General features: G+C 45.4%; 16 protein-coding genes. 4 read left to right on the top strand and 12 right to left on the bottom strand.

From position 1 onward, the window contains the following. Window positions 1-12: 12 nt before the first annotated feature. Genes M2387_RS05590 through M2387_RS05600 form a run of 3 tightly spaced genes read right to left on the bottom strand, consistent with a single transcriptional unit; the run spans window position 13 to window position 3,072 of the window. Window positions 13-1,395, bottom strand: coding sequence for a glycoside hydrolase family 1 protein (locus M2387_RS05590; RefSeq protein ID WP_259047714.1), 1,383 nt, complete (start codon window positions 1,393-1,395; stop codon window positions 13-15). An 18-nt stretch (window positions 1,396-1,413) separates the two neighbouring features. After that, window positions 1,414-2,745 (bottom strand): PTS sugar transporter subunit IIC, encoded by a 1,332-nt coding sequence (locus M2387_RS05595; protein ID WP_259047716.1) that lies wholly within the window; start codon window positions 2,743-2,745, stop codon window positions 1,414-1,416. A gap of 12 nt (window positions 2,746-2,757) precedes the next feature. Beyond that, window positions 2,758-3,072: a PTS sugar transporter subunit IIB gene (locus M2387_RS05600; protein ID WP_259047718.1), complete on the bottom strand. Its 315-nt coding sequence runs from the start codon at window positions 3,070-3,072 to the stop codon at window positions 2,758-2,760. A gap of 295 nt (window positions 3,073-3,367) precedes the next feature. Here M2387_RS05600 and M2387_RS05605 point away from each other — a divergent pair, with 295 nt between their 5' ends. Together M2387_RS05605 and M2387_RS05610 are read left to right on the top strand one after the other, a co-directional pair. Further along, on the top strand, window positions 3,368-4,324 hold the full coding sequence (locus M2387_RS05605) for a LacI family DNA-binding transcriptional regulator (RefSeq protein ID WP_259047720.1): 957 nt from the start codon (window positions 3,368-3,370) through the stop codon (window positions 4,322-4,324). A gap of 199 nt (window positions 4,325-4,523) precedes the next feature. Then, complete coding sequence (locus M2387_RS05610; RefSeq protein ID WP_259047721.1) at window positions 4,524-5,228, top strand: GntR family transcriptional regulator; 705 nt, start codon at window positions 4,524-4,526, stop codon at window positions 5,226-5,228. A gap of 28 nt (window positions 5,229-5,256) precedes the next feature. Here M2387_RS05610 and M2387_RS05615 read toward each other — a convergent pair whose 3' ends face one another. Beyond that, entirely contained in the window at window positions 5,257-6,456 is a 1,200-nt protein-coding gene (locus tag M2387_RS05615) for an enolase C-terminal domain-like protein (RefSeq protein WP_259047723.1), read from the bottom strand. A 255-nt stretch (window positions 6,457-6,711) separates the two neighbouring features. On the opposite strand from M2387_RS05615, the gene M2387_RS05620 reads away from it, so the two are divergent. Beyond that, the gene (locus M2387_RS05620; RefSeq protein WP_259047725.1) at window positions 6,712-8,130 is read left to right on the top strand and encodes a PTS transporter subunit EIIC; all 1,419 of its coding nucleotides are present in this window, start codon (window positions 6,712-6,714) and stop codon (window positions 8,128-8,130) included. Between the two features lie 345 nt (window positions 8,131-8,475). After that, window positions 8,476-9,507, top strand: coding sequence for an OmpG family monomeric porin (locus M2387_RS05625; protein ID WP_259047727.1), 1,032 nt, complete (start codon window positions 8,476-8,478; stop codon window positions 9,505-9,507). 51 nt (window positions 9,508-9,558) lie between these two features. Here M2387_RS05625 and manA read toward each other — a convergent pair whose 3' ends face one another. The 8 genes from manA to M2387_RS05665 all read right to left on the bottom strand — a co-directional run bounded on the left by manA (window position 9,559) and on the right by M2387_RS05665 (window position 19,553). After that, a complete protein-coding gene (gene manA / locus M2387_RS05630; RefSeq protein ID WP_259047729.1) occupies window positions 9,559-10,743 on the bottom strand; it encodes a mannose-6-phosphate isomerase in 1,185 nt (394 codons plus the stop codon). Beyond that, entirely contained in the window at window positions 10,737-11,666 is a 930-nt protein-coding gene (locus M2387_RS05635) for an ROK family protein (RefSeq protein ID WP_259047731.1), read from the bottom strand. Before M2387_RS05635 ends, manA begins: the two co-directional genes overlap by 7 nt. A 128-nt stretch (window positions 11,667-11,794) precedes the next feature. Then, window positions 11,795-12,970: a carbohydrate porin gene (locus tag M2387_RS05640; protein ID WP_409039426.1), complete on the bottom strand. Its 1,176-nt coding sequence runs from the start codon at window positions 12,968-12,970 to the stop codon at window positions 11,795-11,797. 92 nt (window positions 12,971-13,062) lie between these two features. Continuing rightward, a complete protein-coding gene (locus M2387_RS05645; protein ID WP_259047733.1) occupies window positions 13,063-14,976 on the bottom strand; it encodes a BglG family transcription antiterminator in 1,914 nt (637 codons plus the stop codon). A 10-nt stretch (window positions 14,977-14,986) separates the two neighbouring features. Then, window positions 14,987-17,620: a mannosylglycerate hydrolase gene (gene mngB, locus M2387_RS05650; protein ID WP_259047735.1), complete on the bottom strand. Its 2,634-nt coding sequence runs from the start codon at window positions 17,618-17,620 to the stop codon at window positions 14,987-14,989. A gap of 31 nt (window positions 17,621-17,651) precedes the next feature. Continuing rightward, window positions 17,652-18,830, bottom strand: coding sequence for a PTS fructose transporter subunit IIC (locus tag M2387_RS05655; protein WP_310572758.1), 1,179 nt, complete (start codon window positions 18,828-18,830; stop codon window positions 17,652-17,654). Then, window positions 18,772-19,095, bottom strand: coding sequence for a PTS fructose transporter subunit IIB (locus tag M2387_RS05660; RefSeq protein ID WP_259047736.1), 324 nt, complete (start codon window positions 19,093-19,095; stop codon window positions 18,772-18,774). The genes M2387_RS05655 and M2387_RS05660 overlap by 59 nt, the downstream gene beginning before the upstream one ends. After that, window positions 19,092-19,553 (bottom strand): PTS sugar transporter subunit IIA, encoded by a 462-nt coding sequence (locus tag M2387_RS05665; protein WP_259047739.1) that lies wholly within the window; start codon window positions 19,551-19,553, stop codon window positions 19,092-19,094. The genes M2387_RS05660 and M2387_RS05665 overlap by 4 nt, the downstream gene beginning before the upstream one ends. Between the last annotated feature and the right edge of the window lie 241 nt (window positions 19,554-19,794).

Genomic DNA, 19,794 nt, shown 5'->3' on the forward strand with positions numbered 1-19,794 from the left:
TTTATTCCCGTGTTAGTCAAAACCATTATTCGCTGCGGTACTGGCAAACCAGATACCACTTTGTTTTATTGTTCGTTTCTGGCTGGCCAAATCTAATTGAATAAATCCATAGCGATTCTTATAGCCATTACACCATGACCAGTTATCAATAAATGTCCACATATGATAACCGAGGCAATTTGCGCCTTCACTGATTCCTTTATGCAGCCATTTCAGATGATCGGAAACAAAATCTATCCGGTACTGGTCGTTTATTTTTCCGTCCTGGAGAAATCGATCTTCATTTTCCACGCCCATACCATTTTCAGAAATAAAACAGCGAGGGTTACCATAATTAAGGCGCAAATTAGTCAGAATATCGTAAATACCGGGCTCATAAATTTCCCAGCCACGATAAGGATTCATTTTACGGCCGGGCATTTCATAGCTGTCAAATAACCATTCAGGCATAAAAGGTGACACCGGGTTAACCGCACTATCACGGCATTTCACGCGGCGGGGCTGATAGTAATTAATCCCCAGAAGGTCTATTTTCCCTTCTGCAATCAGCGCCTTATCCCCTTTCTGGCATGCAGGAACCTGGTCATAATCACGTAATAAATCAATCAATTGTGGTGGATACTCACCGCGTAATACCGGGTCAAGGAAGCTACGGTTAAACAATAAATCCGCGTATTCTGCCGCTTTAACATCAGCAGGATTCTGCGACCGTGGGTATGAAGGCGTCAGGTTAAGCACTATCCCTATTTCCCCATCATACTGACCTGCACGATAAGCTTTCACCGCCGTCGCGTGCGCCAGAACCGTATGATAGGCAACCGTTGCTGCACGCCGGAAATCCACCACATTGGGATAATGGAAATCATACAGATAGCCACCTTCCACCGGGACAATAGGCTCATTGAAAGTAAACCAATGCTTTACCCGGTCTCCGAACAGTTCAAAACACACTTCGGCATAATGTTTCCAGGCCTCAATCACCGCGCGGTTTTCCCAGCCGCCAATTTCTTGCATTGCCATCGGCATATCAAAATGGAACAGCGTAATAAAAGGCGTAATATCCTGCGCTAACAGTTCATCAATGACATTGTTATAAAAAGCCACCGCCTCAGGGTTCACCTCGCCAATACCATTCGGAATTAATCGCGCCCAGCTCAGTGAAGTACGGAAACTGTTATGGTTAAGTTGCTTTAGCAAGGCAATATCTTGCTGCCAGTGACGATAAAACGTCGATGTCTCATCCGGACCCACCCGCTTGTGAAAACGTAAGGGTTCGTTAGCGTACCAGGCATCCCAGGTCGTAGGGCTTTTGCCACCTTGCAGACTGGCACCTTCGGTTTGTAGCGCGGAACTCGCACTGCCCCACCAGAAATTATCTGGAAATTGATATTTCATTAACAGAGTCTCTTATCGTTATGGATTAGTACGAACGGCGTCTGAAATCGGCGGTGCATCGCTGACCGGGCTTCCTGCCGTTTTTAACAATGTATGCTCGTAAGCGCGCAGGAATGGCAGATAAATTAGCGCGGAAACCACCATACATATCAGACACATTACTACAGGACTAAAGGCCCAGTTGGCGGCCCAGGAAGCACCTATCGGCGCAGGTGTGGTCCATGGAGTCAAGGATACAACTTGTGCAAGCCAGCCTAATTGCGTTGCGGTGTAAGCCAGGATGGCATTGATTAACGGCACGCAAATAAAGGGAATAAACATAATCGGGTTCATAATGATTGGCGCACCAAACAAAATGGGCTCATTGATGTTGAAGAAGCTAGGAACCACGCCCAATTTACCAATACTGCGTAAATGCGCCACGCGGCTACGTAATAACAAGAACGCCAGCGGCAGAGTCGAGCCGACGCCACCAATTAATAAGTAGTGATCCCAGAAACCTTGTAAATAAACATGCGGTAAGCTTGCTCCAGCGGCCAGTGCCGCCTGATTTGCTGCAAGGTTAGTCATCCAGAATGGACTCATAATACCTGTGACAATCAGTGAACCGTGAATGCCTGAGAACCAGAAAATCTGACATAGCAACACTGAGAGCAATATTGCCGGCAGTGAATCTGATGCAGAAACCAGGGGTTGCAATAAGTGCATAATCGCTTCCGGAATGATCATGCCACTTTGCGATTCAATAAACAGGTTGAGCGGATGCAGCGTTGCCATAATCACCAATACTGGGATCAGAACTTCAAATGACCGTGCAACTCCGGTAGGTACCTCTTTCGGTAACCGAATAGTAATCTTATGTTGTTTCAGTGCTGCATAAACGCGGGTGGAATAAATCGCCGTAATTAAGGCGGTGAAAATCCCCTGACCAGAGAGATACTGGGTGGAGATTTTACCGTCAGCAAAAGGTGCAGCTACCAGTAAAAATGCCATAAATGCCAGTAAACCACACATCACCGGGTCGAGATTAAACTGCTTCCCGAGACTGGCCCCCACCCCCACAGAAATAAAGAAGGTCATGACCCCCATGCTGAGGTTAAAAGGCAGCATCAGCTGTTCACGGTAGGTTTCAGAAAAATCCAGCCAGGCACGTGCAAATCCCCAGGTCGTGTCAGCGGCAAATGGCGGGAAGATAAAAACCAGCATAAACGAGCCGATTATCATAAAAGGGAGAGCCGCAGTAAAACCATCACGGATAGCAATAACGTACTTTTGCTGCCCCAGACGCCCCGCGAGCGGGGTAATAGTCTGCTCAATAGAAGCAACCATCGAATGATAGAGAGAACTCATGTGAATACCTTTTTAGTGGGTCGCGTTAATAAGCGACAGAGCATAGTCCAGCACGTTATCGCCACGCTGCATTCCGTAATCCATCATATCAATGGCCTGGACAGGAATACCGTGGGCAGCCGCCTTTTCTGAAAGCATACCTAGCATATATTTCACCTGCGGCCCGAGCAGAACCACCTGATAGCGCGGGAACTGGCTATCAAACTCTGAGACACCAAAAGCCTCTATCTCAACCGGGATCGCTCTTTCTTCGGCTACAGTCCGCATTTTTCTGACCAGCATGCTGGTGGACATGCCTGCGGAACAACACAACATAATCTTGTACATCTACATCCATCCTTAAAAGGTAAATAATATTGCGAGAAACAAATATGACATCATACGGAAACCGTTTTCCATACGCTGTGAATGGATCTGTGACAGCCATCAAAGTCCATTCTGTATGGGAATTATTTATTTGATGAATGTCGCAACTTTAGGCGATGGACATCTATTTTGGATAGTTACGGAAATTCGGTTTCCATGATAATTGGAAACGACTATACTCAAAGCGTTACTATCAGCGGGCCCGAGCCGTATTGAGGAATGAAAGACCAGGGCTATAGCCTGCCAGGAGAGAATTATGTCTACAATCAACGATGTATCACGTCTGGCTGGGGTGTCTAAAGCCACAGTCTCACGGGTGTTGAGCGGTTCACGTGGCGTTAAAGAAGCCAGTCGTCTGGCGGTACTCAAAGCCGTAGAAGAACTCAATTACCGGCCAAATGTTATCGCCCAGTCCTTGTTAAGCCAGTCAACGGGTTGTATTGGTGTTATTTGTGCACAAGAAAATATCAACCAGACCACCGGTTACCTGTATGCGCTTGAAAAACATCTCAGCCAGCATCAAAAACATCTGTTATTGCGTTTTGCCAATAACAAAACAGAAGTGATGCAAGCCCTGGACGAACTGTCCTGCGGGCTCTGTGATGACGTGTTGATTATCGGCGCTCGTTTCCCACTCAATCTGACTGATGACAGCGTTATTCTGGTCGACTGCATGGATATGGATGCCACCAACAGTATCCATTTTGATCATGCCTTTGCAGCAGAAACAGCCTGTAATTATCTGATTAAAAATGGAAAAAGAAAAATAGCCTTGATCAATACCGCAACCAACGGTTATGTCGAGGACGTACTGCTGGGCTATAAACGCGCGCTGGAAAACAACTTCCTGCCTTTTAACCGGGACCTGATATTTATGGACTCTTCCTCTTCATCCGTCGCATTACAAGAGTTGCTGAATAACAGCGCAACGCGTAATTTTAATGCCCTGTTAGTCGCGGATGAACAAGAAGCCCAGAACGTGATTCCCCAGTTGCAAGCGTTTAATAAATCTGTACCCGATGACATTATGGTATTTAGCCTTGCCGGATCTCTGCATTATCCAGGGATCCCGACTATTCCGGCGATTGAATATTCAATGGATGCGATGGCAGCAAAAATAGTGGCATGGCTCAATCAGAAAACCAAAGACGTACTGGGTTCTTATACTCTGCGTGGGGATTTGATTATTCCTGATATGCCGGGTAGAAAATAGTTATTGAGTGTCCTGGCGCAGTTCTCCCTGCGCCACCCTTCCGGGTTATCAGTCCGATTATCTGCCGCCTCCGTTTCTGTTAAACAAGATGCTAACGTATGCTGTATCACAAAACCATTATCTATTATCAACCACTATAGCGTAAAATATGACGGTTCAGATTAATATGGTTTTCCAGGAGCAAACAGGCAGATTTATCATGAAAAAATATGAAGAGCTGGTTCAGGATATTATCAGTAAAATTTGCCAGGGTGTCATTACGGTAAAACTGTTATCAGAAAGAGAAATTTCTGAAAAATATGAAACCTCGCGTTTTACTGTACGTAAAGCGCTGGCTAAATTAGAAGCCATTGGGGTTATCAAATCTAAAGTGGGTTCGGGTTATTATGTTAACACGGCTATTATTGGCAAATCCCTTATTTATAATTCAATTACTGAGAATAAATTCGGTGAGATTTCATACAAAAAGATCAAGCTGAATAAACGACTGCCTACGCCACATGAAATGCAAGTATTTTCAATCACCGAAAATGATTATCTCTGGCATATAAAAAGACTACGTTTAGTTCACGGAATAGTGACACAAATTGAAGAGACGATTCTGCCAGTCAGTATTTTTTCACATATTTCAAATGAGGTTATTGAAAACTCTCTGCAGAAACATGTGCTGTCGCTGGGATTAGAAATTGAGAGTTATCTGACCACCTACCGAGCAATTAACTTATCAAAAGAAGATGCCATTCTGCTCGACTGTAAACGCTCTGTTGCGGCGATGAATATTACCAACCGTGGTTTTTTGAAAACCGGAGAGGTTTTTGTGGTCAGCGATATTATTGATATCAATTACCAGTGCACTTACCACACTCAATTCAACTCAGAAAGTCTTAATTATCGCGGTGAATAGGGTCGCTAAATTGCGACCCTTTATTTTCTTAAGGCGTATGGATCGTGCCATCAGGAAGTCGGGATTGCGTCCATTCGTGTGGACGATACTCAACCGGATATTCCTTAGCTACTGCTAAATCCATTTCCACACCAATACCGCTGAGCTCTGAAGCGTACAGGTATCCCTTTTTCGGTTCAGCCGCATTTTTAAATACCCGCAAAGTATTAGGCTGATAGGTGACATGCTCCTGGATAGCGGCATTATGCAGATGGACATTAAGATGGGTATTTACCGCAGCACCGATAGGGGTCATATCCGGTGGGCAATGCCAGGCCACACGCACACCAAAGGTTGCACATAGATGCGCTAATTTCAGTGCCGGTGTAATACCGCCAATCTGTGAGACATGGCAGCGAATAAAATCGACTCTGCGATTAATAATCAGCGCCTTCCACTCTTCAGGGTTATTAAATAACTCCCCTAATGCGAGTGACACGCTTGACTGGCTTCGAATATTATCCAGCCATTCTGTTTGATTAGGGGGAAGGATATCTTCGATAAAATAGGGGCTGTACTGCTCGACGCGTTTAGCAAACTGTACTGCCTGATTAGGGAATAATCTTTCATGCACATCATGCAGGATATGGAATGATTTCCCGTATTTTTCACGTAACTGCTTAAACATCTCCAGCGTGTTGTCCATATACTGGTCTTGATCGAAGTAAGAACCTTCTGTCGGCGTTTCAGCGGTATGAATATCTACCGGAACGCCGCCATAGAAACCAAGCTGACAACGAATATGCTTATAGCCTTCCGCCAGATACTTATCCACTTGCTGATACAAACCTTCCATCGTATCGCTGGTGGCATGAGTATAAACCTGGATAGCATCCCGTGATTTCCCACCCCATAGCTGATGCAAAGGCATATTCGCTAATTTCGCCTTAATATCCCAAAGCGCCATATCAACCCCGGACACCGCATTATTGATAACCGGTCCGTTGCGCCAGTAGGCATTAACCATCATCATTTGCCAGAGGTCTTCAATATTATTGGCGTCCCGGCCTAACAGTAATGGTTTTATATATTCATCCACCATTGTTTTTACCGCTAAAGGACGCTGCTGAAAGGTTGCGCAGCCAAATCCAGTGACGCCAGATTCTGTCTCAACCACAACGGTAATCAAGTTATGGCGATCGGGCCGGGTAATGATGCATTGAACGTTTGAAATCGTATTTGGGTTCACTTTTAACCACCTCAAGCTTACTGAATATATGCATGAAACAGTGAAACAATGCAGATTTCAAGCGCTAGTTCTCACTTAAAATTAACTGGTTCGTTCCTATTTAGGATTGCGTCATAAAAACGTACCAATCGTGAAAAATAGTCTGATTTTCTTATTTCGCACGGATTAATGTGATATTCATCACTGTTTTGTCGATTGGATAATTACTGGCAATGGCTAATATGAGCGAATAAACAGAACAGCACCAGGATAACTATGATGGCATTGTCAGAGACCAATACAGCGAAAGCTGATGCGTTTAACGCAAAATTAGTCACACTTACCGCCGCATTAGGCGGTAATCAAAATATTGAAAATATTACTCACTGCATGACGCGACTGAGATTCAAACTGATTGATGAATCACTGACCAACAAAGCAGAGCTTGAAGCTATTGACGGTGTAAAGGGCGTGGTAATTGCTCAGGGGCAGACTCAAGTCATTATTGGTGTTGAGGTAGAGAAGTGGTTCAATGCCCTGTCAGGCATCCACGCAGCAACTGACGAAAAAGTCGAATCTAAGATAGTACAGAGAAAAGGTCAGTTATTTCAGAATGCCATGCGTATTGTTGCCGGTATTTTTGGCCCAGTAGTTCCCGCCATTGCCGGTTCAGGCATGTTAATGGGGCTGCTGTCAGGCCTGATTGCCACCAATGTTATCTCTGAAACGTCCGATACAGTATTCTTTTTCCGGTCTATCTCGGTCGCGGTGTTTTTCTTCTTACCAATGCTGGTTGCCTTCTCGGCCGCAAAAGTCTTTAAGGTCAACGAATATATTGCCCTGGCGGTTGCAGCAGCCATGATGGCACCAAAGTTACTGGATAAAGCGACGCAGCTTAAAGCTGATGGCCTGGCACCGGAGCTTTCAGTATTTGGTTTTGTCCCAGTCGAACTGCTTAACTATGGCGGTGCTATTGTCCCTGCTATTCTGGCCGTGTGGGTGCTATCCAAAATTACGCCCTTTGTGGATAAATTTGTGCCTTCCACTGCAAAGCCCGTATTCACACCTTTACTGGCTTTTACCGTCACTTCGACCGTAGTGCTGTCCTTTGTGGCACCGGCAGGCATCTGGTTCAGTAATGGCGCGGGCTGGGTGGTGAGTTCCCTGCTTGATATCTCCCCGACCCTGACAGGATTTGTCTTTGGTCTGACCCGCCCGATTACCATCGTCTTTGGTATTCACCACAGCATGACGCCTATCAGCCTGAATAACTTTGCGCTCTATGGCAAAGACCTGCTAATGCCGATTATGTGCTTAGGCAATATGGCGATTGCCGGAGCAACGGTTGCCGTCTGGTATAAGCAGCGTAAACTCGCAACCAAAGAACAGTCTTCTATTACGCTCGGTTCCGGAGTGACGGCGATTCTGGGTATCACTGAGCCGGCATTATTTGGTGTTCTGACTAAATATACCAAAGCCTTAGTGATGGCGAGCATCGCGGCGGGAATATTCGGAGCCATCTCGGTGACGCTGGATACGCACTTAACCAGCTATATTTTGTCCTCCGTATTTAGTTTGCCTGCCTATTTAGCCGGTGGCACACAGAACTTTATTCAAGCTATTCTTGGCGTCTGCGGTGTCTTTGCTCTGGCATTTATACTGACCGTTATGTTTGTTAAGGTAGATAATAAATAATCCGTATTACCGCCGTAAATCAATAACCCCTGACATGTAAGAAGTCAGGGGTTATTTTTTAGAGTTAATTTGTTTTACCCAGAGCATAACAACCCAAATAATTAAGGTTCCTTACAGGTGATACATTCACCGGGGTGACTGGCATTATGACAGGTATAAAAATAACATTGATGATAGCCTGTGGCATAATTTCTTAGTTTATTTGAATATTATTATATGAATAAAAATGAAACATAGATTCTGTCTATGTTCATCGACTACGCATGAATTAAATATTCGTAATAACACAAGTCATTTTTGACACTGCATCAATAATACCAATATATTATAATCAACAGGTATCTTATGAACTGTACTAAACCCTCGTCTTTATTTTTACTCTTAACCGTATTACCTTCTGTCAGTTATGCGGTAATTGATGAACCACTTGAAGAGCAAGCCGTAGAAAAAGCGGCTCAGCAACCGCAGAAAGAAACAGCAGAACCATCAAGATTTACTATTTCCAGTAATACCTTTTTAGAAATTGAAGAATTCAAGGGTTATAAAGTTAATGATAAAAAAGTCTTTGATAAAATTAGCCCGGTAGTACAAGTCGCGATTCAACCCACAGACTCAAGATGGAGTTACTTTATGGAATATAAAGTAACCATGCGTAACTACACGACTAATTTTAACTCTGAACAGACATCCTATAACCGGAATCGTTTATTATTACAGGCTAACAGGATTTTATACAAAACGGATGAGGCTAATCTGAATCTGAGCTTCGTTTACCGTAAAGAATCTCATGACGTTAAAAGCGGTATGCCGGCCAAAAACTCGTACCACTCATACTGGTTAATTCCTGGCGGTAGCTATAACTTTACCGAACAATTATCTTTCGTATTCTGGGATGCGGTTTACTACTATGATAATGCCTTCTCAGGCCCCGGTTATAATGACTGGGAATGGGAAAGCGAACATGGTTTCCAGTATAAGTTTAACAGCCAGATCCAGGCCAAGTTAATGTACTACCGTGACCAGACCTGGAACAGTCATGGTGACACAACATGGGAGCAGAGCCAGATCCGTGGCTATTTCCCAACCACAATTAATGAACAGTGGAATATTCAGCCTTACTTCCGCTATTACCTTAATGAAAAGAGTTACAACACGGTGACCGGACAAACTACTAACCGCGCTGATACTGGCGGTCTGCGTTTAGGTCTGATTGTAAACTATAATCTGACGCCTAAAACCACGCTGTGGACTAACCTGGCATGGGAACAGACTCAGTGGGAGCACTCAAAAAATAGCCCGCAGGTTCAGCTCACGCATGGAAATGATAATACCCAGGACCTGCGCCTTTACGCGGTGGGTATTCGTCATACCTGGTAGTCCCTTCAGCAAAGAATAATATTACCCGGGTGTGATTCCCGGGTAATAAAATCACTCTGCGGTTACACCGGCATAGGCTCGCGCCAGTTTCCCCTTTCCGCTGATAATCACAGCCGACTCACTGGCATCAATAAATGCCGACTCTCCTGCCACCAGCTGTATTGTCTGTTCGCCATCACTCAGGCTCGCCTCACCTTCAATACAGAACAGAATCGCAGGATTTCCGGCAGGCAGAACCGTACCGCGCACTTCCAGGGTATATACAGAGAAAGCGAAGTCATCAACCGGAACCGGGAAATGAGCAGTCTGGCCGTCACTCACCGGAGCCGTCAGCCACTGCGCGGCAAGTTTTTCTTTAAAGGCGACATTGGCGATTAATTCAGGGATATCAATATATTTCCCCGTCAATCCAGCACGTAATACATTATCCGAGTTAGCCATAATTTCCAGACCTATACCTTCAAGATAGGCATGGGGGGTTTCAGCAAACAGGAACATCGCTTCGCCAGGCATCAGTTTGATTAAATTTAACAGTAGAGGTGAGAATAACCCGCAGTCGTCCGGATAGTAGGTAGCAATATTACGTAGCTGGTCCCATGGCTCACCCTGAGTATCAGCCATTCGCTGTTTTAATCGTGCCAGAGCATGGGCTTTCTCATCCCCTTCCATGGCCAGCAAGGCGGTGAATAACTGACGAAGGGTATCAGCTTGCGGTTGCGCCAGAAAATCAACAATAGCTGGATGGGCATCAGCCAGTGGCTGGAGTAGATTCGTAATCTCAGTGAAATCACGAAAACCATTCAGCGCAATAAAGGGAGTCAGGGCATAGACCAGTTCAGGTTTATGGTTAGCGTCTTTATAGTTTCTGGTTGCCGCATTACGCGGAATACCGGCAATGTCCTCTCTGGCAAATCCAGCTTGTGCCGCCTCCCGGCTAGGGTGTACCTGAACTGACAGTGGCTGCCCGGCGCACAATACTTTAAATAAAAAGGGTAATTCACCAAAACGCCTGGCAACCGCTTCACCCAGGCTTTTCACTGTATCTTCCGCAATGATTTCCTGGAGTGAACGCGAATATCCCCGGCTGTCGTTAATCATTGAACTGCCGTTGGGGTGTGCTCCCATCCATAGCTCTGCCATCGGCTTATTTCCAGGATTGGGTATACCATACAACACGGTTAATGCCGTTGTGCTGCCCCAGGCGTAATGCTGCACTTTATTAATCAGTTTTAGCATGATTTTGCCTGTGCTCTGAGGGCAAGCCAGGCGGCGCCACGCATACCGCTGCTATCTCCATGCTGTGCTTTGGCGACTGGCGTTGAAAAAGTATCGGTGAAGACGAGGGGTGCAATTTCCTGGTCAATATGTTCAATCAGAATCGACTCATTGGATAAGCCTCCGCCGATGACAATAATGTGTGGGTCGAGGGTATTAACGATAGTGGCCAGTAAGCGCGCCAGTTGATTGCGAAAACGCGTAATCTGCTCCCGCGCCATCACATCACCGGCTTTAGCCAGAGCAATGACTTCAGGCGCGCTGTGCGTAAGACCCGATAACTTGAAATAACGCTCCGCAAGCCCAGTGCCGGAGACAAAAGACTCACTACAGTTGTCTCTGCCGCAGTAGCAAGTTACATCCGGCCCGTCTCGCTGCGGGCTGAAACCTGGCAGAGTAATATGGCCGCATTCAGCAGCATTGCCCCAGGCGCCGGAATAGAGCTGCTGATGGATAGCAATACCCCCGCCGCAACCCGTGCCTAGCGTGATACCAAAAACCACCTCATGCCCCTGCCCTGCGCCATCACAGGCTTCTGACAAGGCAAAACAGTTGGCGTCATTGGCGATAATCACCGACAGTCCCAGGCGAGTTTCTAAATCTGATTTCAGATCCTGCCCGTTAAGTACCAGAATATTGGAATTTTTAATCTTGCCATTAATAGGTGAAATGCTGCCAGGCAGTGCAATTCCAATGGCAAAAGTTGCATTAATCTCCTCAATATCATGCTTAATAACTGCAATAAATTCCTCAAGACCATCAAGAAATGAATAATAGGTCTCTTTTTCTGTTTCTTTGCGATAACGACCGAGTTCGACACCTGTACCATCAATAACGACGGCGGCCATTTTAGTACCACCAATATCCAGCCCCAGATAAAGCATATCATCTCCAGATAATTAAGAAGTAACCCAGATAAAAAAGAGTCTGTTTATTATATTTTATAGTATAAAGGCAAAAGAGAGGCCCTGCATTATCTATGTGCAGTAAACAGACTCAATCACGGGTAATATTAGAAATTATATTTAAATCTTACGCGCATACCATAGCGGTCTTTATCATCATGTGTTTCATCCACATTAATACGCGACCAGTAGGCACCTAAATAAACATCAAAGTTATCCATATCCATCACGTCACGAATACGGTAAGAAGTATGAACGGTATTAATATCATACTTGCCTAACAGGAAATCACTGACATTGCTGGCATCCACATTATTAACGTTGAACTCTTTAATATCATTTTTGGCATAAATATAACCCAGTTCAAAATCATGCCAGAGCGCGTTAATACCGGCACTGAAATCTTTCTCACCGGTGGCATCCATATAGGCGGTGCTTAGATTAACGATCATCCCGTCATCAGGGTTGGTTTTTTGTCCGTTCCAGCTGAAGGTAGCACCGTAACCATTACGTTTAGACTGGTTAACAAACTGACCATTGCTATCGGTATAACCGTAGGCATTATTAACGACGTTACTTTCCATTGCGATGGCTGCGGTGACATTATCCATCATCAGAGCGACAACCGGACGCAGGTAGATAACATTTTTCTTACTTTCAAGCGAATTGCCGTGATAATCGCTATTCTGGAACAGGGTTGTACCATCGCGGGACGAGGCATTCAGCTCAAGATAGAGTGGCCCGGTGGTCTGGCTTAATAATAATGCCCCGCCAGAACTACGGCCCCGGCCTTCTTTCATCATATAGATATAGCCGTAACCATCTTCATACAAATCATTGGCCGTATTGCCAGAATACTGGATATAAGTATCCTGGTTAAGCGGGAACATATCAAAGGCCTCATAGCGGCCGAGTTTAACTTTCCAGTCTTGTTCCTGGCCAAAGAAGAATGCCGCATCATCAAGTTTCATAGTGCCGGACAAGTCGGCCAGCGGCTGAACGGTAAAACCAGCAAACTGGTTATTCGTCGATTTGCGGTAGCCATCAAGCCCCATTAAAATACGGCCATTCACATCCCAGCGCTCGGCATTTCCTGGCTTCCAGTCTTTACCTGAACTGGTTTTTAAAGATGTTAATTGCCCGGTTCTGCTCGCTGCATCGACATTAAACTCAACGTCACCATATAATTTAAGGCTGCCTTGCGGAGTATCGAAGGTAATTCCGGAAATAGCAGGTGCAGAGAGAACCAGTAGGCTACAGAGAGTAAGCTTATATTTCATCATTAATTCCTTTATTATTTTTTAGATATACCAACAGAGATATAAGCGCATCATAAAGATGCAAGCTTATATTTAATAAATACTACATTTTATTTTTAGAGAAAATATTTTTGCGATAATGTAATAAACTCAGAAAAATTCCCGCACTGAGTTAAATTCTCAATGACATCATCATCAAGAATATTCGTCAGATAATCATAAATAACCATGCTGTCGACAAAAGCATCTTCACTTATCGCCAGCATAAAGACCATTTTTACATTCTTACCCGGATCCCATTCAATACCCTCCGGGAATATCGCTACGGTAACCATGGTACTTAAAGCGACCAGTCCTAATGGATGTGGAATAGCAATTTTATCAGCCAGTAAGGTTGTGGCACGCTCTTCACGTTCCAGAACCGATCCTAAATACTGCTTATCCACGCGGCCTTTCGATTCTAATTTTGAGCAAAGAAAATTAATTAATGATTCTTTGGTGTGCTCATTATTGTCAAATACAAAAAAATGCTCTGCTGAAAAATAGTTTACCATCGCTGTCGGAGGCGTATTGTCAGCAGTCAAAAAGTATTTCATATTTTCTAGCTGCCATCTTTCAGGTAGCGGGGGTAAATAGATAACCCGTTTAGTCTTCTCCTCAATCGCACTGACCAGGCTAATGACAATGCTTTCATCGATACAAGGCATCGCTTTGTATTGCTCCACTGAGATACAGCGTGCAATCGCAATATTAGGATACATTCTGATTATTTTTTGACAGACAATACGGGTTGCCGCACCACCCTGATCGCTGACCACCAGCGCACCGATCGTGTTATCTTTATCCAGCAGATGCGTCTCCTCCAGAATCGCACCAATATGCATCACCAGATAACCTATTTCGTCATCACTGATTTTTCCGCTAAATAAATGATCCAGTTCACTGAAAGCCGTCAGGGTCATCTCATACATCAACGGATAATGACGCTTAATTTGTTCAATTAATGGGTTAATAATGGTGATGCCATTATTAACCCGAATGCGCATCGCCTTAATATGGTTAAGCAGATTTTTACGTGACAAGTCGTCGTAGCTGACATTGCAAAACCACGATGAGCTGACATAGCTCAGAAAGTGATTCATGATGGTTCGTTCAATCTCGTACAGCCCTTGCTCAGGTGCATTCTCAAATACCGTTGAGCAAAAAGCAGTCAGATTCATCGACATATAGTCAATTTCACTCTGTGGAACGCCGCTCACCGCGTCCCCCAGCAGTAATGGCAGAATATCCCCTGCTATACGTTTGAGATTGGGTTCACAGGCATCAAATTCATAATCCAGTAACCAGTTTCCCCGGCGAATACGCTCACAGGTAATCCCGCAAATCAGGGTGAAAAAACGTAAATTAACATCGCTCATCACCAGCCCGTGCCCTACCACGTAGTGGCTCAGGATCTGCTTGATATCAGACACTCTGACCGTCGAGTCAAAGATCTCCTGATAATCCTCTTCCGACTCTTTTGCACGTAACAGGTGATCGTAAGCACAGCGACGCAAGGCGATTTCACTGCCGGATAATCTGAATTTATCGGCACCTTCACTGCTGATGCTCAGGTCATAAAGGGCAAAGTGACGCTTCAATAGCTGAATATCATTTCTCAGACTATAGATACTGATAAACCAGGTGGACTCTAGCTCTTCCAGTGAGATCTCCGCATCCTGACGCAGCAATAGCGCCAGTAACGTGCGGCGACGCTCCGTGTTAGAACGGTTCTCTTTCCAGGGACTTTGCGACTTTTCAAGCAGCATTTGATGCCCGCTCAGATTATCAACCTGAATCGAAAATCCTTTTTTACGGCAATAAATGAGACTGTTTCCTGATTCAGCAAGAATATCGTTTAACGCTTTTAAATCGCTGCGGATAGTCCGCGTAGAGACATCCATCTCTTTTGCCAGGGCAGCTTGTGTCACGCTCCCCTGTGCAATCTGGACGAAAATATCTCTGACTCGCTTGTTGGTAAACAGTCTCATGTTTTTCTCTTTACTCGATTTCTACGTACAACGTCTGTATATCGTTCGGTTTGAGCGTCGCTCTCACCTGAGCCGGTGTTGTCTCATCCAGTAAGACATAGCGGGCTTTGCTCAGTGTCGGTATCGCGACCCGGCTATCAAGGCTTGGGTTGTAGAACCGGACGATCAACCCTTCTCCCTGTTCAGCACATTTAACGACACTCACCAGTGCATCCAGAGGTCCGGTAGGAAGCTCTAGCAAACTATATTCCTGCGGATAAGTACGCTCTTCATCACTCAGGCAGAAACGCAAGCGGCCATTAAGGAAATCGCTATCCTGATAAATCGGGAAGGACGTCAGGAACGCTTTAGAAACCCTGGCATGCTGGGCCTCATCAAACGCCCCTTGATAAACGCGCCATCCGAAATTAAAGGATAGTGGCCCTAGTAACTGAGCATCCGGTGTCGCGATAACCGACTCACCCGACGCGCGGCCTGGACGATAGAGCAAGTTCTCTTTACCCATAAAGCCAAACGACCGGAACAGGGTAATGGCGATGGTATCAAAGTTATCACCGACAATTTCATATTCCCGTACGCCATTGGTGTGGAGGGTGAAACCGTGTTCGTCATCATGCAGGTTAACGAAGCTTTGCATCGGTTCGATAGAAATCGGTTTTTCGTGCCAGTTCTCTGCTTCCCAGACCTGCAAGGCATTGCTTAACTGCACCGGACGCGCGATGACACCAAACAGCTGATCGGCGTAGGAAACGTTAGCCATAATATCGGTTGCGAAATGGACGCACAAACGGTGGCTCAGCACCTGGTTATCCACATCAATGGCAAAACGGATCATATCGTCTTGCTGCAATGTGATACGTGCCGTCACCTTCATGGTAGCGGTCGCAATACCTTGCGCTCTCTCTTCCAGATTACCCGGAACCTTAAGCTCATAACCAAGCAATAAGGAATGATTCAGATCGTTACGCTCACAGCTGAAGGATGTCAGGCAATCTTCAGAGGTGATAATCATATCGCCACGCGGTGGCGAGTAGTTATAGGAGTCGCCGTCATCACCATTTTCGACCAGCAACATCTGGCGCGTATAGCGTTTACCAGTAGATTTCTGGGTAATGGAGACTAATCCGTTTTCTTCCAGTTCAATACGGTAGAAATCGTTCTCAATTGCCTGAGCATTATCCTGCACCGACTGACTGGCACCATCTGCATTAAAATCAAGAGACCAGCGGGTGTATCCCAGAGCAGGTAGTAGCCCACTATTCACGGTAATTTTGGTGCGATACACCTTCTCAGGTTTATGGTAAGGCTTGCCCGGATTCAGGCGAATCGTCTGGTTCAGCACATAGCTGGTCAGGTCTGTCTGCTCTTCGATGATATAAGGCAGCGCATTACCCGCCGCATCACGCAGAGTGAACGGGATCCCCGGTAACCAGGCCTCAAAAGTGACCTGCGGTGCAGCCTGGTTAGTCATTGGGTTAAATACCGTGAAGGTATAATCGTGCTCACGCGGGGTACGAATAGCAATCAATCGGGTATGTAACTCCAGCAGGTTGGCCGCCAAATCACGCGCCTGCTTATAACGGAAGAACACATCCTGGTTGGTATCATCGCTATTACAGCCGCCAATACTGTCGTGGGCGGCGTTGTAGAACATCAGTTTCCAGATATCCGCGACAATCCTCGACGGATATTCATGGCCAAGGCTACGGCTGATAGCCAGTACCGGTTCAAGGGTATTCACCAGTAAGGCTTCAATCTCATTGTTCAGCAGCTTCAGATCGGCCCGGCAAGAGAAAATGGTTTTGTGTACCCGGGAGTGTTTGCCTTCGGTTAATTCTCCCTGTAACACACGAACGTCGCCGCCCGTCTCTTTTTCCAGTGCTTCAATAAATGTCAGAGGACTGCTTATTTGGTAGTGGCGTTCGGTATCGCAGGCATTGAACTGCTCGACCAGTGCTGGCAGATTTTCCCGGACCGGCGCCTGGTCAAAACCATGCGGATAAAGCACATGAGTACGGTCGCTACGCGCTTCAATGGGTGCCATTTTTTCATTCAAAAAATTTGCCATAGTCGCAGGCGTTTCATCCAGCGGACCGCCATAGTGATAACCCCAGGGCATCTGTACCGCAAAGACCTGGTCACCGTTATCACCCTGCCAGATAAATTCCGTTTCCCGCAACGTATTATCGGCAATACCGCGCCAGAACAGCGCATGGTTAATACCAAACTGTTTATAAATCTGGGGCATATTTCCACCCTGACCGAAACAGTCAGGAACATAACCCAGTGCCATATTATGGCCGGCATCAGTGGCGACTTTAATTCCGTACCACAGGTTACGTATTACCGACTCCTGATGAATAACCAGTTGGTCGGTCTGTGTATACCACGGACCGGTCAGCAAACGTTTTTCTGCAATAAGCTGATATAGAACTTCTTTATCTTCAGGTGCCCATTGCAGGTAACTTTCAATTAACGCACTTTGCGCATCCAGGAGGTAACAGGGAAAATCATCATTATTCTCCAGTATCCGTATCACATTTTTAATATGATTAAAAAGATAGATACGTGAACGTGATGTCGTGAAATACCACTCCTGATCCCAGTGAGTATGACTGTAAATATGGACGACTTTATTTTTCATACAATTTCTCCCTTCGCGCAAAGTGCAGCGATTAATCAAATTTTATTTCAATTTCTTCAGTGGCTTTATTCTGGCCTGGCTTAGCAGTCGCTTCGTCTTCATTAAAATTCACCAGCATATTTGCGCCAAAGGCAATCACTGCAGCACCGACGAAAGCACCGATAAAATAAGCCCAGGAATTACCCACAGTGAAACCACCGTATAATCCACCCAGTGGCGGCATAACAGGATAAGCTTTTAATAATGCAACAGTGACAGTACCCAGAACACCGGCCAGCACATTCAGCGGAATTAAGCGTGCAGGATTTTTTAGTGTAAAAGGTATCGCCCCTTCAGAGATCCCGAGAATGCCCATAATAACGGAACCATTACCGGCTTCTTTCAGTGTCTGACTGTAGTTTTTCGGACGTAAGAAGCGGGCCGCAGCATAGCCAAGAGGAGGAATAATAATGGCTACGTTGACCAGAATGGCTGGCAGGTAAACGCCGCTTAAGAACAGGACGTTAGCTGTACCCCAGGCCGCTTTGTTAACCGGGCCACCGAGGTCAAAACAGATCATGCCACCGAGAACCGCGGCCAGCACCAGCGTACTGGTACCATCTTCGGTCATCTCTTTAACCCAAGTCATTAAGGCGGCATTTAACCAGCTCAGTACATCGCCCAGCAGCAGCAACATCACCAGGACTTGCAGGCCAACGGTGATAAACGGCAGAATAATCAACGGGACAGAACTGGCCGCTGAACCGGTAATACGAATTTTACGCGATACCCACTCAGCAGAGTAACCCGCCAGTAAGCCACCGACGACAGCACCGAGAAAGCCAGAACCGGTCAGTGAGGCGATTAAACCGGCAGTAAAACCAGCGGAAAGTCCTTTTTTCCCGGCGATAGAATAAGCAACGTAGGCTCCCAGCACATAGTTCATCAGACCGATGATTTTGAATCCAATATCCTGGGTCAGGTACAGCCAGTTTTCCAGACCGGTACTGTTTGCAAAAGCATCAAGGTTAGATTCGCCAATAGCGAGGCCAATAATCTTGGCCACCGCTACCATCAGTGAACCGGCAATAATGACAGGCAAGGCGTAGGAAATACCTGTCATAAGATGATTCTTTATATCTATCATTATTTTTTTCATGAAATCACCTAGTCTATTTACTCTGACGTGCCTCAACGGCCGCCACGCATTTCGTGATAACATCAGAGGCATGGCTTACGCATTGCCCGATCTTTACCCGAATAATAATTTTCCCTGCAAAACGCTCTTCTTCCTCAATTGAACGGTCTGCGGCAATAAGTACAAAATCTGCCGCTTCAATTTCAGCGTCAGATATTTTATTTAAAATACCCATCGCACCTTGTTGCTCCATTTTTACCTGATGACCTAAACGGGCACCTTCTTTTTCCAGCGATTTAGCGGCCATAGGCGTATGTGCTAAACCTGCAATACAGGATGTAACGCCAACAATATTCATGCTTCTTCCTCAATTGCGATACGAGACTTCATATATTGGAATAACTCTTCTTCATCATTAATAGCGAATAATTGTTCTCTAAACTCGTCATCAACAATTTCGCTGGCAAGACTATTAATTATTTGTAAATGCAATACTTTGGCACCGGCTTCCGGAACTAACAGACCAAAAATAATTTGCACGGGCTGGTCATCAAGACTTTCCCAGTCAATCGATTTGGCCAGGCGAATAAAAATCACCCCGGCATGAGAAACATTGGCGGTTTTAGCATGGGGAATGGCAATTTGATTTTCAAAACCAGTGGAATATTGATTTTCACGATCCCAAAGATCCGCTTCTATTTTATCAATATCTTCGGCCCAGCCTTGAGTGACGGCATGCGACGCCAGGAAACGAAAGATCTCCTTTTTATCTTTGAAACTCTGGTTTAAAAAAATATTGTCTCTGGCAATGAGCATATCGGTACCTCTGGTCCATGTATTACTTCAATTAAGTTGATTGAGATACTAAATCTTATTTTGTCGATAAACAGACAGGCGTTTTCCGCCTCAAGGAGGAAACACTTTCTATCAAACAGATAAAAAGAGCGAGCCAGATCATAAAACGACAAAAGAATGTGACGTGAGTCATGCTTTTGAACGGGAAAAGAAGAAATTAAGGAATGAAATATTGGGATCTTTAGCCGGAAAAATAGGTTTT

Origin of the sequence: Klebsiella sp. BIGb0407 (assembly GCF_024807845.1) — a bacterium.
In the GTDB taxonomy this organism is placed as follows: Bacteria; Pseudomonadota; Gammaproteobacteria; order Enterobacterales; family Enterobacteriaceae; genus JGM124.

Excerpts from the sequence above, each read along its gene's own strand:
- M2387_RS05590 (WP_259047714.1), bottom strand. The coding sequence starts at position 1,395 with ATGAAATATCAATTTCCAGATAATTTCTGGTGGGGCAGTGCGAGTTCC.
- M2387_RS05595 (WP_259047716.1), bottom strand. The coding sequence starts at position 2,745 with ATGAGTTCTCTCTATCATTCGATGGTTGCTTCTATTGAGCAGACTATT.
- M2387_RS05600 (WP_259047718.1), bottom strand. The coding sequence starts at position 3,072 with ATGTACAAGATTATGTTGTGTTGTTCCGCAGGCATGTCCACCAGCATG.
- M2387_RS05605 (WP_259047720.1), top strand. The coding sequence starts at position 3,368 with ATGTCTACAATCAACGATGTATCACGTCTGGCTGGGGTGTCTAAAGCC.
- M2387_RS05610 (WP_259047721.1), top strand. The coding sequence starts at position 4,524 with ATGAAAAAATATGAAGAGCTGGTTCAGGATATTATCAGTAAAATTTGC.
- M2387_RS05620 (WP_259047725.1), top strand. The coding sequence starts at position 6,712 with ATGATGGCATTGTCAGAGACCAATACAGCGAAAGCTGATGCGTTTAAC.
- M2387_RS05625 (WP_259047727.1), top strand. The coding sequence starts at position 8,476 with ATGAACTGTACTAAACCCTCGTCTTTATTTTTACTCTTAACCGTATTA.
- manA (WP_259047729.1), bottom strand. The coding sequence starts at position 10,743 with ATGCTAAAACTGATTAATAAAGTGCAGCATTACGCCTGGGGCAGCACA.
- M2387_RS05635 (WP_259047731.1), bottom strand. The coding sequence starts at position 11,666 with ATGCTTTATCTGGGGCTGGATATTGGTGGTACTAAAATGGCCGCCGTC.
- M2387_RS05640 (WP_409039426.1), bottom strand. The coding sequence starts at position 12,970 with ATGATGAAATATAAGCTTACTCTCTGTAGCCTACTGGTTCTCTCTGCA.
- M2387_RS05645 (WP_259047733.1), bottom strand. The coding sequence starts at position 14,976 with ATGAGACTGTTTACCAACAAGCGAGTCAGAGATATTTTCGTCCAGATT.
- mngB (WP_259047735.1), bottom strand. The coding sequence starts at position 17,620 with ATGAAAAATAAAGTCGTCCATATTTACAGTCATACTCACTGGGATCAG.
- M2387_RS05655 (WP_310572758.1), bottom strand. The coding sequence starts at position 18,830 with ATGCCTCTGATGTTATCACGAAATGCGTGGCGGCCGTTGAGGCACGTC.
- M2387_RS05660 (WP_259047736.1), bottom strand. The coding sequence starts at position 19,095 with ATGAATATTGTTGGCGTTACATCCTGTATTGCAGGTTTAGCACATACG.
- M2387_RS05665 (WP_259047739.1), bottom strand. The coding sequence starts at position 19,553 with ATGCTCATTGCCAGAGACAATATTTTTTTAAACCAGAGTTTCAAAGAT.